Annotated in this window: 17 protein-coding genes; 8 read left to right on the top strand and 9 right to left on the bottom strand. The window is 37.2% G+C overall.

Annotated elements, in window-relative coordinates:
• Window positions 1-16 precede the first annotated feature (16 nt).
• Window positions 17-1540, bottom strand: coding sequence for a carboxylesterase/lipase family protein (locus H3T44_RS00580; RefSeq protein WP_198195545.1), 1524 nt, complete (start codon window positions 1538-1540; stop codon window positions 17-19).
• Between the two features lie 277 nt (window positions 1541-1817).
• Here H3T44_RS00580 and H3T44_RS00575 point away from each other — a divergent pair, with 277 nt between their 5' ends.
• Both H3T44_RS00575 and H3T44_RS00570 read left to right on the top strand, forming a co-directional pair.
• A complete protein-coding gene (locus tag H3T44_RS00575; protein WP_232347464.1) occupies window positions 1818-2489 on the top strand; it encodes a glycine zipper domain-containing protein in 672 nt (223 codons plus the stop codon).
• A 29-nt stretch (window positions 2490-2518) separates the two neighbouring features.
• Window positions 2519-2983, top strand: a complete 465-nt coding sequence (locus tag H3T44_RS00570) for a hypothetical protein (RefSeq protein WP_198195543.1) — start codon at window positions 2519-2521, stop codon at window positions 2981-2983.
• 6 nt (window positions 2984-2989) lie between these two features.
• On the opposite strand, the gene H3T44_RS00565 is transcribed toward H3T44_RS00570, so the two are convergent.
• The 7 genes from H3T44_RS00565 to H3T44_RS00535 all read right to left on the bottom strand — a co-directional run bounded on the left by H3T44_RS00565 (window position 2990) and on the right by H3T44_RS00535 (window position 11106).
• Window positions 2990-4006, bottom strand: coding sequence for a HoxN/HupN/NixA family nickel/cobalt transporter (locus H3T44_RS00565; RefSeq protein WP_198185290.1), 1017 nt, complete (start codon window positions 4004-4006; stop codon window positions 2990-2992).
• An 81-nt stretch (window positions 4007-4087) separates the two neighbouring features.
• On the bottom strand, window positions 4088-4423 hold the full coding sequence (locus H3T44_RS00560) for a DoxX family protein (RefSeq protein ID WP_110438064.1): 336 nt from the start codon (window positions 4421-4423) through the stop codon (window positions 4088-4090).
• A 159-nt stretch (window positions 4424-4582) separates the two neighbouring features.
• Window positions 4583-5611, bottom strand: coding sequence for an isocitrate/isopropylmalate dehydrogenase family protein (locus H3T44_RS00555; protein ID WP_198195541.1), 1029 nt, complete (start codon window positions 5609-5611; stop codon window positions 4583-4585).
• 96 nt (window positions 5612-5707) lie between these two features.
• Complete coding sequence (locus H3T44_RS00550) at window positions 5708-7465, bottom strand: aminopeptidase P family protein (protein WP_198195539.1); 1758 nt, start codon at window positions 7463-7465, stop codon at window positions 5708-5710.
• A 22-nt stretch (window positions 7466-7487) separates the two neighbouring features.
• A complete protein-coding gene (locus tag H3T44_RS00545) occupies window positions 7488-7994 on the bottom strand; it encodes a GNAT family N-acetyltransferase (protein WP_198195537.1) in 507 nt (168 codons plus the stop codon).
• Window positions 7991-8896 (bottom strand): 50S ribosomal protein L11 methyltransferase, encoded by a 906-nt coding sequence (locus H3T44_RS00540; protein WP_198195535.1) that lies wholly within the window; start codon window positions 8894-8896, stop codon window positions 7991-7993. Before H3T44_RS00540 ends, H3T44_RS00545 begins: the two co-directional genes overlap by 4 nt.
• Window positions 8893-11106, bottom strand: coding sequence for an ATP-dependent helicase (locus H3T44_RS00535; RefSeq protein ID WP_198195533.1), 2214 nt, complete (start codon window positions 11104-11106; stop codon window positions 8893-8895). Before H3T44_RS00535 ends, H3T44_RS00540 begins: the two co-directional genes overlap by 4 nt.
• Window positions 11107-11189: 83 nt before the next feature.
• On the opposite strand from H3T44_RS00535, the gene H3T44_RS00530 reads away from it, so the two are divergent.
• The 6 genes from H3T44_RS00530 (at window position 11190) to H3T44_RS00505 (ending at window position 16011) form a co-directional block, all read left to right on the top strand.
• The gene (locus tag H3T44_RS00530) at window positions 11190-11900 is read left to right on the top strand and encodes a JAB domain-containing protein (RefSeq protein ID WP_198195531.1); all 711 of its coding nucleotides are present in this window, start codon (window positions 11190-11192) and stop codon (window positions 11898-11900) included.
• 28 nt (window positions 11901-11928) lie between these two features.
• Window positions 11929-12717 carry an N-formylglutamate amidohydrolase gene (locus H3T44_RS00525; RefSeq protein WP_198195529.1) on the top strand — a complete coding sequence of 263 codons (789 nt, stop codon included), beginning with the start codon at window positions 11929-11931 and terminating at the stop codon, window positions 12715-12717.
• A complete protein-coding gene (locus tag H3T44_RS00520) occupies window positions 12657-13553 on the top strand; it encodes a shikimate dehydrogenase (RefSeq protein ID WP_370552711.1) in 897 nt (298 codons plus the stop codon). Before H3T44_RS00525 ends, H3T44_RS00520 begins: the two co-directional genes overlap by 61 nt.
• A 9-nt stretch (window positions 13554-13562) precedes the next feature.
• The gene (gene coaE, locus H3T44_RS00515; RefSeq protein WP_198195527.1) at window positions 13563-14159 is read left to right on the top strand and encodes a dephospho-CoA kinase; all 597 of its coding nucleotides are present in this window, start codon (window positions 13563-13565) and stop codon (window positions 14157-14159) included.
• Entirely contained in the window at window positions 14156-14851 is a 696-nt protein-coding gene (dnaQ, locus tag H3T44_RS00510) for a DNA polymerase III subunit epsilon (RefSeq protein WP_198195525.1), read from the top strand. Before coaE ends, dnaQ begins: the two co-directional genes overlap by 4 nt.
• Window positions 14852-14985: 134 nt before the next feature.
• Window positions 14986-16011, top strand: a complete 1026-nt coding sequence (locus H3T44_RS00505; protein ID WP_198195523.1) for a lipid A deacylase LpxR family protein — start codon at window positions 14986-14988, stop codon at window positions 16009-16011.
• A 7-nt stretch (window positions 16012-16018) separates the two neighbouring features.
• Here the strand turns inward: H3T44_RS00505 and H3T44_RS00500 are convergent, their stop codons facing one another.
• Complete coding sequence (locus H3T44_RS00500) at window positions 16019-17398, bottom strand: MATE family efflux transporter (RefSeq protein ID WP_122123629.1); 1380 nt, start codon at window positions 17396-17398, stop codon at window positions 16019-16021.
• Window positions 17399-17481 lie beyond the last annotated feature (83 nt).

Below are 17481 nucleotides of genomic sequence, written 5' to 3'. Positions count from 1 at the left end.
ATACGGATTTGATCTCTTAGTCAGGTTTTTTTTTATTTTTTAATGCATTTTCAATATAATCCAATCTCGATTGAAATGGATCAGTTTCAAATTTGATACCGGTTGTTGAAAAATTGAGTAATTTATCAGGATGAATTTTAAATTCGGAAAATTCCGATAATCCGTCTACTTTAGGTTTTGAATATTTTGCAAAATTGACCCAGTATTTTTTTATTGCTTCTGACATGGCATTGTCTTGAGGTGTCAAGGATGAGTATACTTTGTTCAACGTTCCAAAAACATAGGGTAATTCTGATGCATGTGGTGCCCCATAGGAAGTATAAGGACGGGCCGAACTGGTAATATAGGAAAAACGATAGCGATAGACAGGAACATTTTTACTGGCAATTTGTTGTGTCAATAACCGGGTCGGTTCAAGAATTTGAATATCGGCCATAAATTGATGCAAAATTCTGGTTTCGGATAGTTTTCCATCCGGATTATAAATTTTATTGAGATCCTTTATATTCATTCCCAGCTTTTCTGCCAAATCTTTCAAACCGGATTGGTTAATCATAAAACCATCACCACTCGTATCACCGATTAATGTAGGAACAGGGTAAAAATCACCTTTTTCAAAAGCACTATCAAGGGATTGCTTCAACATGATACCATCAATAACCAATCCTGAAAAATAGTCAGGTTGTAGATCATCTAAATTCAATTTATCGACAATGGTTTCAGCAGGTAGCTTACGTAAATTTTCCAAAGCATATTCATCGTTTTGGATATTATTTTTTTTTGCGAAATTTAGGCCTGTTTTTTCTGCGTCATTAATGGTTCTGGGTGAGAAAAAGCGTGAATGCCCTGTTCCAGATTGAATAATGGCCTTATTAAATAAACCTTTTGCCTCTGAAATGGTCATTAGGGATATAATTGAGGCGCCGCCGGCAGATTCGCCAAATAAGGTGATATTATCGCTATCCCCCCCAAAAGAGGAAATATTTTTCTGTACCCATTGTAAAGCTGCAATTTGGTCCATAATTCCATAGTTTGCCCATTTGTTCTCCTCATTTTCTTGCTGCAAGTCCGGACGTGCAAAAAAACCAAAACGTCCAAGTCTATAATTGAAAGTGACAACTATAACCCCTTCATTTGCCATTGAACTGCCATCGAAGATTTCCTGATTACTTCCGCCGGACACAAAACCACCGCCATGAATCCAGACCATTACAGGATATTTTTTTTGGGTTTCGTTTTTTTCAAAAAAGGATTTTGGCATCCAGATATTAAGATATAAGCAATCCTCGCTTGTTATAGGAAAGGTTTCTTTCTTATCCCATCGATTGGGATACTGACTGCAATTTGGTCCATATTCAGTGGTTGTTTTGATTCCCTGCCAAGGCTGAACAGGCTGTGGGGGAAACCACCTGAATGAACGAACAGGAGGCGTGGCATATGGAATCCCTTTGAAAATAGCTAGTTGGTTATCAAAATATCCCTGAAGTTTTCCTTGATTATTTAATTCAATAAAAGGATGTGATGTTGATGCTGAAGTCATTGTAATAAGTGCCAAAGATGATAAAAATGTGAGAAAAAATTGAAATATTACTTTTTTTAAAAAAGGGTATTCATACATGCGTATTGTACTTTTATATGAAATGAACAAATCTGAATGTTTATAGGTCAGTTAACTCAAATAGTATAAATAAATATCTCTTTTATGATATAATTATCACCTTACAACAATTATCGTGATTCCAAAATTTATTAAAGGATTGGATCATGAACCCATTTGGTTTAGATTATTTGTATTTAATAAAATATTAAGGTAACGTATGTCCAGATCCTATTTTACTAAAATTATTATTGGCTGTTCCTGTTTTTCATTAATGGCGTGTACACCTGCCTATAATCCAAATCTATCTCCCGAACAAAATCGACAAATGCAAAGAAATTCCCAATTCAATCAAACGCTTGGGACAGGAGCATTGAGCGGTGCAGCTCTTGGGGCTTTGGTGGGAGGTTTGGCTGGTCATGGTAAGGGGGCTTTGATTGGTTCATTAAGTGGAGCGGCATTGGGAACCGGTGCTGGATATGCTGTTGCACATCGTACAGAAAATCAGCAGTTACAGGAAGATCAATTAAACAAACAAATTGCCGCTGCTCATCAGATAGCTTTGAATGCAAGTAATGACGCGCAACAGGCATCGCTGCAGGTTGCTCAGTTACAGAGACAACTGGCAAACCTTAATAAACAGATAGCGTCAAAAAAAATTACTGTTAGACAATATAAACAACAATTATCTCATTTTAATAATCAAAAAGCCCAATTAAACAATAAGATAAATTATTATTCTAAACAAAGTGAACAAATGCACCAATACGCTCAGATAGCTCATGATAATCGTTTTGAGCAGGAAGCACAATCAACAGATGCAGCAGTTAGCCGTTTAAAATATGCTGAAAATATTCTAGTGAATGGCATGAACAATCAACCTGCAGGTTGATTAAAATAAATTTTCAAAAGGATTTATTAATGAAATTCTATCAATTTATCATACCCTTAACTTCATTCATGATATTGACAAACTGTTCCAATCCTCAAAGTTGTGATCCTGATAAAACCAATTTTTTTAGCGGATTGGGATGTTCTGTTGGTAATGGTTATAATAAACGCTCCCAGAATTTGAATAATCAATTGCAATATGAACAGCAAAATGCGGTAAACCAGCAACAGAATGCGGCTCAGGCTCATTCACAATCCATTGAATTGCAGTCCAGGTTAGAACAAAGACGCAATCAATTGACTCAAATAGATAATCAGGCTTGGGCTGTACGGAAAAAATTGCAGGATGCTCGAGCGAATCATAGTTTGACGCAACAGCAGTTAAATCAGAAACAAAAATTGCTGGATAATTACAATGCAAGAAGATCCAGGGTAAATGATGATCCTTCACAACAGGATCTAAATGCTCTGTCAGCAATCTTGGGTAAAATGTAATGAAAATTAGGTAGCTTTCCTAAATTTATGAAATATTGTAAAGGATGAGATCCAGCAGAGTATAAATATACTGATAATTATGAAACCTGCCGACCCTAGATTTTCTTGTAATTCTTGAACTTGATCCCAAAAAAATCCGGAAAGCTTGAATTTTTCCTGTAACAATCCTAGTATCTCAATCCCACCAATGACTGTTGCTATAAAAATTGAAAGGCCAGTCATGGTTAGATTGTACCATAATTTCCTTAGTGGTTCTTTAAATGCCCAATTATAGGCACCTGTCATAACAATACTGTCTGTAGTGTCAATCAAGGTCATTCCGCAAGTAAATAAAAGCGGAAAAACCATAATATCCCACGTGGCCATGCCTTTAGCTGCCTGTATGGCGGCAATTCCCAATAAACCGATCTCGGTTGCGGTATCGAATCCCAAACCGAAAAGAAAACCCAATGGTAACATATGCCATTCCTTGGACACCATGCGAAAGGCGGGTTTTAAAATTCTCGATAAAAATCCTCTTGAAGCGAGTATATTATCCATATCCTCGATTGAATAGGATTTATTTGCACGAAAATCTTTGAATATTTTCCAAATTTTCAAAAATATAAAAAAATTGATAAATGCTATGATCAACAAGAAACTGCCGGATACCAAAGTCGCTAGGGTGCCACCAATTAATTGGAATTCATCAATTTGTGTTTTGAACCGATTGGCAAAAACTGCAACGAGCAGACAAAAAAGAATAACTATACTTGAATGACCAAGAGCAAACCATAATCCAGTGGCAAGGGAAGGTTTTTTATGTTGGGTAAATTGTCTGACAACATTATCAATGGCAGCAATGTGGTCTGCATCCACTGCATGACGTAAACCGAATACCCAAGCCAAAAATGCTGTGTTGAGAAGAAGTGGTGATTGGTAAAATGATTTCAGCGCCCAAATCCATGCAAGTATATTTGCAAGTATCAAGAAAAAATAAATGGAAATGACTGATTTTATCGGACGTTTAGGAGAAATTCGCATCAAAATCCTTGAGATATACATTAAAGCCCCTTTTATTAAAGTAATTTAACCTTAAATAAAAGGGGCATTAAGATTCAGATTTTAATTTTTTTTACACCGTAAAAGCGAGAGAGCGGCAAAGATACCAACGCCATCAAGAGCGAGATCCTGTTTTCTTTTATGTTTCAGACCTGCAGCAAACATGCATGTTGCAGCTGCCAATAGGGTAAGAGCGCCCAATTTAGAGGTTTTTTTGCATAAAAGCATTGATGCCCCAGCAACTTCAAGGCCACCAACTATTTTCATATTGGTTTGAGACCAATTCATTTCAGAAAATCTTTTTTCTTGGATGCTAGCGCCTAAAACCTTGCTTGTTCCACATGCAGCAAATCCCAAACCAACAAGGGTTTTAAAGATTTTTTTGCAACATTTAGCCATAATTATAATCTCCTAAATATGAATATTTTGTAAATAAGTGTAACAATTACCATTCCAAGAAATTAAGTAAATAAATTTGAAATGAACTTATTTAAAACTGTAAATATATTTTACAAAATGCCTGTAAGAAAATCTATATAAATCGAAGATTATGATAAATTAAGCTACAGCTTGTTTTAATGCCGCCGTAATTTCTTTTGTCGTTACATTACCTCCCAGGTCACGGGTTCTGATTTTATCCTCGACAACAACCTTATGAATTGCCTTATCAATTCTTTTTGCAAGATCATCACGTTTAACATGTTTCAGCATTAAGGCTGCGGCTCTCAACACAGCGATAGGATTGGCGCAGTTTTTACCTGCTATATCTGGAGCGGAACCATGAACAGCCTCAAACATTGCCGCTTTTTCACCGATATTAGCGCCTGGTGCAAGACCCAGCCCACCTGTTAAACCTGATGTCAGGTCTGATAAAATATCCCCGAAGAGATTGGTTGTAACGATTACATCGTAGGTTTCGGGTTTTATAACCAGTTCCATCGAACAGGCATCAACAATACGTTCCTCACAGGCAATTTTGCCTTCGTATTCCTTGGCAACCTTGCGACCCTCTTCAAGAAACAGACCGCATAATTCTTTAAGAATATTGGCCTTGTGAACAAGTGTAACCTTTTTACGATTGTTTTGCACTGCATAATCAAAGGCAAATTTAACAATTCTCCGGCATTCTTTACGTGAGGTGTAACCTGCACATGTGGCGATAGCTTTCAGATCATTATCAACAGGGATATGATTTTCCATGGCAGCATAAAAACCTTCGAGATTTTCACGTACTACAACAATGTCAATATTATCAAATCTGCCACCCTGAATAAGAGTTTTGGTGGGACGAACATTTGCATAAAGTCCGAATTCCCTGCGTAGGGTAACATTGATTGAACGGTAACCTTTACCTACAGGTGTTGTCAGGGGTCCTTTCAATACCAGGCCAGTTTTGTGAATACTCTCGATTGTTGACTGAGGTAATGGATCGCCTGATGCATCCACGCCAGCCATGCCCGCAAGTTGTCTGTCCCATTTGAATGGTGCCTGAATGGCATCGAGAATTTCGATAGTTGCACCAACAATTTCGGGACCTATACCATCGCCTGGGATAAGGGTGGCTGGAATTAGAGATAGATTTGACATGATTGTACCTTTGAATGATTCTAAATAAAAATTAAATCTATGTTAATTTCATATATTTTTTATCATCGATCTCGGGGTTAATAAAGGCATCAACTATCAAATGAACGTGCACATTTTCATGAGCCATGTTTGCTCGTTTTTATTCAGATGAGGATAGATCAAATCGGTAATTTGTTTATGATAATTGTTTAACCAATTTTTTTCCTGTGGGGTTAACAAAGTTGAATTTATGATTTTCCAGTCAAAAGGGACAAGCGTTAAGGGTTTAAATTTCAAAAAGTTATCATAAGGAGCCTTGCAAACAAGTAAAAGGTTTTCAAGACGGATACCATGATGTCCAGCAAGATAGTATCCTGGTTCATTGGAAAGAATCATTCCTTCTTTTAGGGAAATAGGAAAGGGTTGTGATGATATTCGACAGGGACCTTCATGTACGGAAAGATAACTTCCAACACCATGACCTGTTCCATGATCATAATTCAAACCGTTCTGCCATAAAGCGTAACGTGCCAATACGTCAAGTTGACTTCCTGTTGTTCCAATTGGAAAAATGGCTGATGAAAGTGCGATATGACCTTTTAGAACCATTGTTGCCTGTTCACGAATTGAGGAGGGGGCAAAATTTTTCCCCATCCAAATGGTGCGGGTGATATCTGTGGTTCCGTCTTTGTACTGTCCGCCACTGTCAATAAGGTAAAGCTGATTTTCCCTTATAATCGAGTGGTTTGTTTTTGTTGCTTGGTAATGGATAATCGCGCCGTTGGAACCGGTAGCAGAGATTGCGGGAAAACTTTCCTCTTTGTAAAATTTTCCCCCGGTTTCTATTCTGAACTGGTTGAGTTTTTCTGCCACTACAGTTTCAGATTTATCAATACCATGTTTCTCAAGCCAGAATAAAAAACGGCACATTGCAATACCGTCCCTGATATGGGCATTTATGGCACCTTTTTGTTCAACTTGATTTTTGCATGACTTGGGCAACAGAATGGGATTTGTACGATAATGAATTGATATTTCTTGTTTTTCTAGAAGTTGAATAAATCCTATCGATGTCTGATTTTTATCCAATCCTATAACAAAAGATGTGATTTTTCTTAAATCTGAATATATATCATTTCGTGAACATAATTTTACAGTGTGACCGAGAAAATCTGACAGTGTTTCGGAATATTGTTCCTGATCTGCATATAAACATACGTGATCTCTATATAAAATTGCATAAACAAGTGGGATAGGGCTATATGGAACATCGGAACCACGAATATTAAGAAGCCAGCATATAGAGGCTGGATCACAAAATATAAATGCATCTTCATTGTTGAAAAGTAGTTCTTTTTGCAATTTTTCGATTTTATTATGATGTGATAAACCAGAAAATTCCAGAGGATGAGGTTCAATAGGTTGATTAGGATAGCCTGGTTGATCCAGCCAAATTGTGTCTATTGGATTATCAGTGATTGGAACAAGTATTATTTTATTATTTTGTAGTGATTCCAAGTTTTTTTGACTCATTAATCTTGGGTCATATCCTAATTTTAATTTTTGCAGATGATTGTGATCTAAGATCCATGCAAGAGGTGATTTATGGGAAATATGGTGATATTCCCATAATTCTTGGTCAAGCTGCTGTTGCATTTGAAGAATATAGCGTCCATCTGAAAATACAGCAGCATTATCCGTCAATACAATAGCCATGCCTGCACTTCCCGTAAATCCAGTCAACCACGCAAGGCGTTCGGCATAAGGAGCGACATATTCATTGAGAAATTCATCCCCGCGATTGATTATAAATCCGTCAAGATGATTTTTTTTTAGTATGAAACGAAGCGAAGATAGTTTTTCTGTATGTTGCATAAGATGATTTTATTCAAGGTTATTAATGATCTGAATTTATTATTTTGTACATGAACAATAGATCCAGCCATTTTTCAAATTTTATTCCTGTTTGCGGTAAGATACCTGCATGTTTGAATCCGAACCATTCATGTAATCGTATCGAGGCCTGGTTATTGGCGGTTATGGCAGCTACCATGACATGCACATTATTTTGGGAGGCATAATTCACAAGATGCTTCATCAGTTTTTTGCCAAGTCCTTGACCCTGGGCTTCCGGAATCAGATAAACCGAATGCTCAACAGTATGTTTATATCCGTCATAGGCCCTGAAATGTCCATATGTGGCAAAACCGAGGATTTTTTGCTGTTCATTGACGGCAACAAAAATCGGGAATCCCTCTTTTTCATGGTTTTCGAACCATACTAGCTGTTCATCATAGGTGCGGACTTTTGTCATCCAGAAAGCCGTTCCATAAATAATCTCTCGATTAACGATCTGGAGGATACTGTTAAGATCCGTAATTAATGCATGGCGGATTTGAATCATTTTTCTCTCGGTTTTTTAAGAATTAATGTCGCCCAATGTCCCTGTGTAACTTTGTCTTCAAGCTTCAGACCCTGTTTTTGATGTGCGGACAATACCATTGCTGTTTGGGATACAAGTAGACCCGATAATATTGCTATACCTTCAGGTTGTAAATTTCTGGCTAGATTTCTGGCCATTTTACATAAGGGACGTGCAAGAATATTGGCAAAAACAAGATCATATGGGGCTTGCTTTCGAATTGAAGGTGTCAGCCAACCATTACCAACCTCACAATGGACGAAATTCCCCAGTTTGTTTCTTTTAACATTTTCTCGGGCAGCTCGAACGGACCATGGTTCAATATCAACAGCCAGAACCTTTTGATGGAATAAGGCAGCTGCAGCCATTGCCAAAATTCCTGAACCACATCCAAGATCAAGAATTTTACGAGGTTTTTTATAAGCGATCTTTTCAAGGGCAATTAGGCATCCACGAGTTGAACCATGTTCACCAGATCCAAAAGCCACACCTGCATCAAGGGTTAAAACAACACGTGAAGAAGTGATTGGATCGTTCAAATGCGTGCCACGAATAATGAACATATTACCCACTTTTTGAGCAGGAAAAGATTCATATGTTTTTGCAAGCCACCCTTCTGTTTCAGTGGAATGTTTTTGGATTTCTGGAAAGAACTGGGTAAGGCCGCCTGCTAACGTAATTGCACTGTTAAGCTCTTTATCTCCATAGCCTGTATCCTTGATTCCTTCCAATCGCCAAAGATTCTTGTCTTCATTTTCCTCAAATATTCCTACGGTCGGGCAAACCGTGTTCAGGGCCTGTTCGAATATTGCAATATGTTTTTCTGGAACAATTAGTGAAATGGTTTCAAGCGCATTGGCATGCCGTTTAGTTTTTAATGTCATGATGTTTCCGTCACAAAGCTGTCTATAACGTTTTTAATTCCGGTTTTATCGAAATTGATTTCAAGTTTATTCTGTTCAGTCTTTAATACAGTTCCATAACCGAATTTTTGATGAAACACACGGGCACCTACAGGAATATTTTTAGATTTTGGCAAATTTTGACGTTGTTTATTCGGTGTAAAAATATTTCCAAAAGAAATGGTGTCTCGAGTTCCTTTCTGTTTTTTTCCAAAATTCAAATTATCAAAATAATTTGGATTACTATGGTTTCTATTGATTCTGATTGACGGATTTACAATAAACTGGTTGGGTAATTCTTCAATGAAACGGCTGGGAATTGCTGATTGCCAGTTTCCATAAATCTGGCGGTTTGCGGCATAGGATATCACCAGATTTCGCCTGGCACGGGTAATGCCAACATAAGCCAAACGTCTTTCCTCTTCCAAGCCATTCAATCCATTTTCATCAAGTGTGCGTTGTGAGGGAAAAAGGCCTTCCTCCCATCCCGGCAAAAAAACAGTATCAAATTCAAGACCCTTGGCGGCGTGAAGTGTCATTAAATTGACCTTGTCATCTCCACTCAGTTCATCATTATCCATTATAAGAGAGATATGCTCCAAGAATTCATTCAAAGATTGAAATTCGGACATCGCCCGGAAAAGTTCCCTGATGTTTTCAAGTCTACCTTCTGATTCAACAGAGTTGTTTTGCTGCCACATCTCAATATAGCCGCAATGATGAATCAGGTCATCAATCGCTTTGAAATGACCATCTTTTTCACTCGTGGATCTTGCCATTTCAAGTTGAAGCATCAGTTGATTCAGTTCACTCGCTACCTTACCCCTGATTATTCCCTGATTTAATGCTTGCTGTGCTGCCATCGTTAGGGAAATATTGGACTCTCGGGAAAGTAGATGCAATTTCTGAAGGGCGGCTTTGCCAATTCCGCGTTTCGGAACATTAATGATTCTTTCAAATGCCAAATCATCTGACGGCTGGGCGACAGTGCGCATATAAGCGATGACATCGCGTATTTCAGCACGTTCGTAAAACCTTACCCCGCTAATGATTTTATAGGGTATTCCCAATTTAATCATGCATTCCTCAAAAGGACGGGTTTGGGAACTGGTACGCATCAGGATTGCCATATCGCCAAATTGTTGTTCCTTTTTGTGAAAATCAATAATATTTTTACAAATGATTCTTGCCTCTTCATCGGAATCATAGGTTGAGAGAATTTTGATTTTTTCCCCTTCAACGGTAGCATTGGCAGCGTGAAGAGTTTTTCCCAATCGCTGCGAGTTAAATGATATCAAGCCTGACGCAGCACCAAGGATAGAGGAGGTTGAACGATAATTATTTTCCAAACGGATAATTTTAGCCCCTGGAAAATCCCTTTCAAATCTCAAAATATTGGTTATATCTGCCCCACGCCAGGAATATATGGATTGATCGTCATCTCCCACACAGCAAATATTGGCTTCTTGTCCATTTTTTTGGGCTAATAATTTTAACCACAAATATTGTATCATATTGGTGTCTTGATATTCATCAACCATAATATACCTAAAATAACGCTGATATTTTTCCAATATATGTTGATGCTGGCTAAAAATATTAAACATATGCAGCATAAGATCGCCAAAATCACATGCGTTAATTTCCCGCAGGCGTTTTTGATAATGGGTATAAATTGTCTTGATTAGGGAATTTCCGGATTTATTTATTTCATCATTAGGCAAATTATCCGGTGAGTAACCCTTGTCTTTCCAGAACTGGATTGTACCAAGAATTAACTGTGGGGATACTCTTTTTGTGTCGATTGAATAAGCGGGTGTAATTTGCTTGATTAGGCGTAATTGATCATCTGTGTCCAGAATGGTGAAATTAGAGGTTAATCCGACAAGTGTAGCATTTTGCCTTAACATCCTTGCACATATTTTATGAAAACTTCCCAACCATAATCCCTCGACTGGTTTATTTATGAGGCTGGCAATTCTTTCGCTCATTTCTCTTGAAGCTTTATTGGTAAAAGTCACCGCTAAAATCTGATTGGGATACGCTTTTCCTGAAAGGAGAATATGGGCAAAACGTGATGTTAAAACACGAGTTTTACCGGTTCCGGCACCAGCCAGCACTAGAATAGGACCTTCTGTTGTTTCAACAGCTTTTTTTTGCGTTTCGTTAAGTTGGCTTAGATATTGGGTCATTACGCTTTACAGGATTGAATTAATTTTCAATATTGTTGATAAGGTGATTGATGAAATCAAATGATAACAGGTTGAACATATTAATGGATCATAATTCTTCTTTACCCTCGAATTATAAAGGAAGCAAACCTTTTAAAAATTTGGACGGTAGGGGGCATCGCAACCGTATGCGTTCAAAAATTTTATCCAGGGGAACAGATGTTCTCGAAGATTACGAGATCCTTGAAATGCTGTTATATTCATTCATTCCCAGAAAGGATACAAAACCTTTGGCAAAACAATTGATTAATAAGCATGGTTCTTTGGGGCATGTTATTAAAGCAAATACAGATCGTATTGATCAGATCATATACAGTGAGAGATTTACTGAATTGATTCAATTCATTCAATTGGTGGCTTTGCGTCTATGCATGTCTGATTTAATTGTGCCAACAAGTTTTAAACGCTTGAATGAAATGGTTGTTTTTTTGGAAAAAAACTTTCCAAAACAGGATAAAATCAATCTTAAATCCTTGAGGATAATTTATTTAAACAGTCAATATAATTTCATTAAAGAATATTTTATGGTGTATCCATCAAAAAATTCTGTTGCGACTATACTAAAGAAAGCAATTGAAAATGATGCGACTCAAATTGTATTGGTACATTATGTTAATGAAGAAATAACTCCTGATATGAAATATAAGATTGAACAATTCTCCAAAATGTTGCAATCAAAGGTTGGTTTTTTTGATTTGAATCTCAGTGAACATTTATTTTGTGTTAATCATCATTATGTTAGTATATTAAAATAATCCAGAACCCAACAAACTGACTGCGTTTATGTTTTACAATTCAAAATCATCCAGTATTTTATCAGTCAATGATCCTGATCCTGTGAATATGATAAACCGGCATTCGATTTCACCCTTTTTGATTATTTGTGATCATGCAGGGAAATTTATTCCTGAAAAACTAAATAACCTTGGATTAGAGTCAAATGATCTTGAGCGACATATTGCTTTTGATATTGGAATAAAAGGGGTAGGGAAAAAACTTGCAAAAAAATTAAATGCCACGTTAATTCTTCAAAACTATTCAAGACTTGTCATTGATTGCAACAGAAATCCCAATCATGAAAACCTGATTATTGAAATTAGCGATAAAACAGTTATAAAAGGTAATCTTGATTTGTCTGACGAGGAAAAAAAATCACGTGTTTCATCAATTTACAATTCCTATCATGCTTGTATTGAACAGGATATTGAACGTCGACAAAATGCGCAGATTTTAACCTGTTTAATAGCGCTGCACAGTTTTACACCTCAAATGGATAATATTGAAAGACCCTGGCATGCGGGTATTTTGCATGATCGTTATCCGGAATTCGGATTAATATTCAAAAAATATCTTGAGCGATATTATGAATTTCCAATTGGAGATAATGAACCCTATCGATTAAATGAGAAGAACGATTATTCTGTACCTTGTCATGCGTTTGGAAGAAAATTGCCATATTTGGAACTGGAGATTCGACAGGATTTAATAAGATCGGAAATTCAGCAAAGGGAATGGGCGGATCGTCTGTCTTACTTATTGCCACTGACTTTACAGGAATACGGAAAACGATGAATATTATTACAGGAAAAGCTAAAGTTGCTGCGGTTCTTGGGTGGCCAGTTGAACATTCCCGATCTCCCCTGCTTCATAATTTTTGGTTGAAACGGTATGGAATTGACGGGGTTTACATTCCTCTGGCCGTTAAGCCTGAAAATTTCAAAAAAGTCATAATTGGCCTGTCAGCTTCGGGGTTTAAAGGATGCAATATAACCATCCCCAATAAAGAAATTGCCTTTTCTTGTTGTGATGAGGTTGATGAAATCGCAAGGAAAATAGGTTCTGTCAATACCTTGACTTTTAAAAATGACGGTAAGATATTTGGCACTTCTACAGATGGTGCTGGTTTTATAGAATCCCTTAGGGATCATAACATCAGAATTAAAAATTGTAATGTACTAATACTTGGAGCGGGTGGGGCTGCACGTTCGGTTATTTCATCGCTTGCCCATGAGAAAGCGAAGATTACAATAGCAAATCGCACAAATTCCAGGGCATTGCAGCTTGCTCAAGATCTTGGGACAGGTAATGTCATCGCATGGGATACCTGGACATCTTTATTGGGTCAATATGACTTACTGGTAAATACAACATCTTTGGGAATGGAAGGGAAAGAAAGTTTTGATTTTGATCTATCCAAAGCAAAATCAGATTTGGTTGTTACGGATATTGTCTATGTTCCTCGCTTAACCCCTCTGTTAAAAATGGCAGAAGAATTCAATTTGAAGACCATTGAAGGATTGGGGATGCTGCTTCACCAGGCCCGTTTCGGTTTTCGTGAATGGTTTGGTGTGGATCCCAAGGTTGATTCCGAGACAATCGAATATGTTGCCAAAACAATTAGAGAATAATATTTCATTATGAAGATATTGGGCGTAACAGGTGGAATGGGTATGGGTAAAACCACTGTATGTTCCCAGTTGCGTAAAGAGGGTTTCCCAGTTTTTGATGCAGACCATGTTGTGCATCAATTACAGGGATCTGATGGTAAAGCTTTACCATTTCTTGCCAAAGCTTTTCCCGGGTCAGTGCATGACAATATACTTGATCGATCCTATTTGAGGAAATTAATTTCACAGGATCGGAATAATCTAAAAAAAATTGAAAACATTATCCTTCCATTGGTTGATATGGAACGAAAAAAATTCATCCAATTTTGGCAGGGAAAAAGAAAATTATGGTGTGTATTGGATATTCCCTTGTTGTTCGAAAAAAAGATAGATCAAGTATGCACCAAAACTCTTTTGGTTAATGCACCAAAGCAAATTCAAAAAATACGCATTATCAATCGAGGTGGCATGTCTTGGCAACAAGCTGAAATATTAATTTCTCATCAGCTTCCCAATAGTTTGAAATGTCAATGGGCGGATAGGGTTATTCAAACAGGATTGAATAGGGCATATACTTACATTCAGGTAAAGCGCTTGGCTATATTAATGAAGAAAGATCAATTATGAAAAAAAGGTCTGTCCTTTTTGATACGGAAACAACAGGTGTCAATCCAGATAATGGCGATCGAATTATAGAAATTGCCGCAATAGAGTTAATCAATGATTTGCCAACAGATAATTTTTATCATGTTTTGATTGATCCAGAGCGAGATATTCCTGTTGAGGCAACACGAATTCATGGATTTACAATTGAAGATCTGCAAGGTAAGCCAAAATTCAAGGATATTGCTGATGAGTTTCTGAATTTTATTCAAAATGATCCCCTGATCGCGCATAATGCACCGTTTGATTTTAAATTTGTAAATTCAGAACTGAAATATATCAATCGTCCAACATTATCTCTGGACAGAATGGTTGATACTTTACAAATTGCCCGTGCTCAATATCCATCCTCGCCAAATAGCCTGGATGCATTATGTCGACGGTTTTCGATAGATTTGTCAGAACGCACAACACATAACGCGTTGTTGGACTGTAAATTATTGTCAGAGGTGTATATTCAGCTTACGGGAGGCCGTCAGAGAGGATTGAGCTTTAATAATCAAACAAAGGAAAAAATAAGAAAAACCTATAAAAAAAATCATATTCATCAACCCGTTTTCATGAAAGCCACTGAAAAAGAATTGAAGATTCACAAGGAATTTTTGAATGAGAAAATACCAAATGCCTTATGGAATCATTTTATGGATAAAAATTGATTATTCAAATAATTTAATTTGTGAATAGGTTGCATATTGAGAAAATAATCTTTTATTTTGATATACTATATTCAAATTTTGTTTGATTTTATAAGTTTAGATTAAATAGAATATTTAGAGTCAAAAGGTTGAAAATGGGCAAACGGGATCATTTGTCACTAACAAATTTATTATCATGTTTTTCCATCTGTTCAATGGGTTTATTCTATTCTTATCCTTCTTTTTCAACACCGAAACAAGATCCATATAATACCCTAACAATACAATGGGAAAATGATGCAGCCTCAACCTTGAAAGGAACGTCTGATCAATATTATACAAACGGACTTAGAATAGGGTGGACATCTCCTACTGACACGTTGCCTCAACCTGTTGCGGATATGAATACGTTTCTTTTGGGAAAGGGAATGCAACGAATTCATTGGGGATTGCAGCAGTCGATATTTACACCACGTGATACTCAATCGAGCCAAAGATTGCCACATGATCGACCTTATGCTGGGGTTTTATTAACAACCGTTAATCTTATAAGTGACACGGATGATACGAGGAGTGTGTTTGGTATTCAAGCCGGTGTTTTAGGCCCCGGAGCTATGGGACGTCAGGTTCAAAATGGTTTTCATGCCATTACTGGGGATCACAAAAACCGTGGCTGGCACAACCAGTTAAAAAGTGTGCCCGTTTTTCAGGTTCAAATGGGTAGAACATGGAGATTTCTCGCAGGGCACGCTGGATCGGTTGATTTTGATATCTTACCTTCAGCTAATGGTGCAATGGGGATTTATAGAATTTATGGACAAATCGGTTCCCTATTCCGTTTTGGACAGGGTCTTGAAAGTGATTTCGGACCTACAAGAATTGGTTCGGGAAATGACGGTACTGATGCCTATGTTGGAACCCGTTTTGTTAACTGGTATTTATTTGGTGGTGTAGATGGTCAGGCTGTAGCCTATAATGCCACTTTGCAAGGGGATCCCTCTAAATCACATGCGCAACATGTTTCAAAAAGATCAGATGTTGGCGAAATTCTTGCAGGGGCCGCATTAATTATCAAAGGATATAAAATCGCTTATACTCAAACTTGGCAGACCCAAGAATTCAGAGGACAAAAAAGTGGATTATTTAATTATGGATCTGTTTCCGTATCCTTTAAATTTTGATTTTTCTCTAACGTAAGGCACGTTCCATTATTCTGCTTGGGCGATAGGTAAGATAATAAAAACGTGCTGTTGCCAATACAGCAATAACAGCAAGGCCAATAGCCATGCCTGTCCACAATCCTGGTGCTTTATAGTTCAATGAAAATGCAAACCAACCACTCAGTGTATATCCAATTACCCAATAGCTTATCAAAGCAAAGATCATCGGGATTGTGGTATCTTTCAATCCGCGTAATGCACCCATCGCAACGCCTTGCATACCGTCAACAATCTGGAAAAGAGCAACAATTTTCAATATAACGATCGCAATTTCAATTGTTGATTGATTACTGACTGAATGAATATCAATAAAAAGGCTGACAATGGTTTTCGGGAAAATGAAAATGATTATACCAATCAGCCCCATAAAAACAGAACCAAGACCGATAGATAAAAAACCTGAATTTTTAGCATACAAAGGTTTTTGAGCGCCAACCCAATAACTTACCCGAACATTGGCGGCCTGAGAAATGGCAAGGGGTATCATGAACGTAAAAGTGGCAAAGCTGTTGGCAATTTGATGGGCGGCAAGTGCATCGGTTCCTAGTAGTCCTGCCCGGAAAGAAGTTGCAAGGAAAAGAAGCATTTCAGCTGCTGAACTGACACAGATGGGCAACCCCAGACGCATCAAGGGTAAAAGCAAGGACAAATCAATTTTAAAAGGATAAAGATATTGTTTTAAATTCTTTTTGCAATGTGTTACTCCAATAAATAAAATTGTTGAAACCCACAAAGTAATTGTGCTGCCAATTGCTGAACCATACAAGCCCATTTTAGGGGCGCCCCATAAACCATAAATAAAGGCTGCATTTAACAAGGCATTGATAATTGTTGTTAAAGGTGTTATTTGCAAAAGAATTTTCGAGGCATTAAAAGCTGGTAAAACAACTCTTATTAGACCTGTTCCAACAAGAACAGGGGGCATACCCCATAAGAGAATATCCATAAAATGACTGGATTTTGCAATCATATCAGGATTTTCACCTGTCCACATCAATATAAAGTTTGTCGATTTCAAAAGAAAATAGCAGGGAATACAGAGAATTAATCCAAATATATAGGTTGTCCAATAAATTTTGGATATCTGTGAAATTCTTTTTGATCCTATATATTCAGCAATTAAAATTGCAGCTGAACTCAACGCCGATTGCAAAACAACACAAACAGTAAAAAATAACTGTGTTGTAAATCCACCGATTGCTAAGGTTTCTTTATCGACTTTTCCCAATAAAATCGTATCGGTTACACCCATAGCCATTTGACATAGTTGGGCAAATGCGATTGGTATGGCAATAAAAAAGATCGCAGAAAGTTCTTTTTTCAGAAAAGCTGGTTGAGAAAGTTGCATTATATTTATTTATGACTAATAAAGAATAAAGATTTAATTTATTGAGTGTTGTTTGGACACAATCGAATACAGGATATGAACAA

The organism is Commensalibacter sp. M0355 (assembly GCF_016101365.1).
Classification (GTDB): domain Bacteria; phylum Pseudomonadota; class Alphaproteobacteria; order Acetobacterales; family Acetobacteraceae; genus Commensalibacter; species Commensalibacter melissae.
The sequence above is the reverse complement of the archived record's forward strand: the minus strand, read 5'-3'. Positions and strand labels throughout refer to the sequence as shown.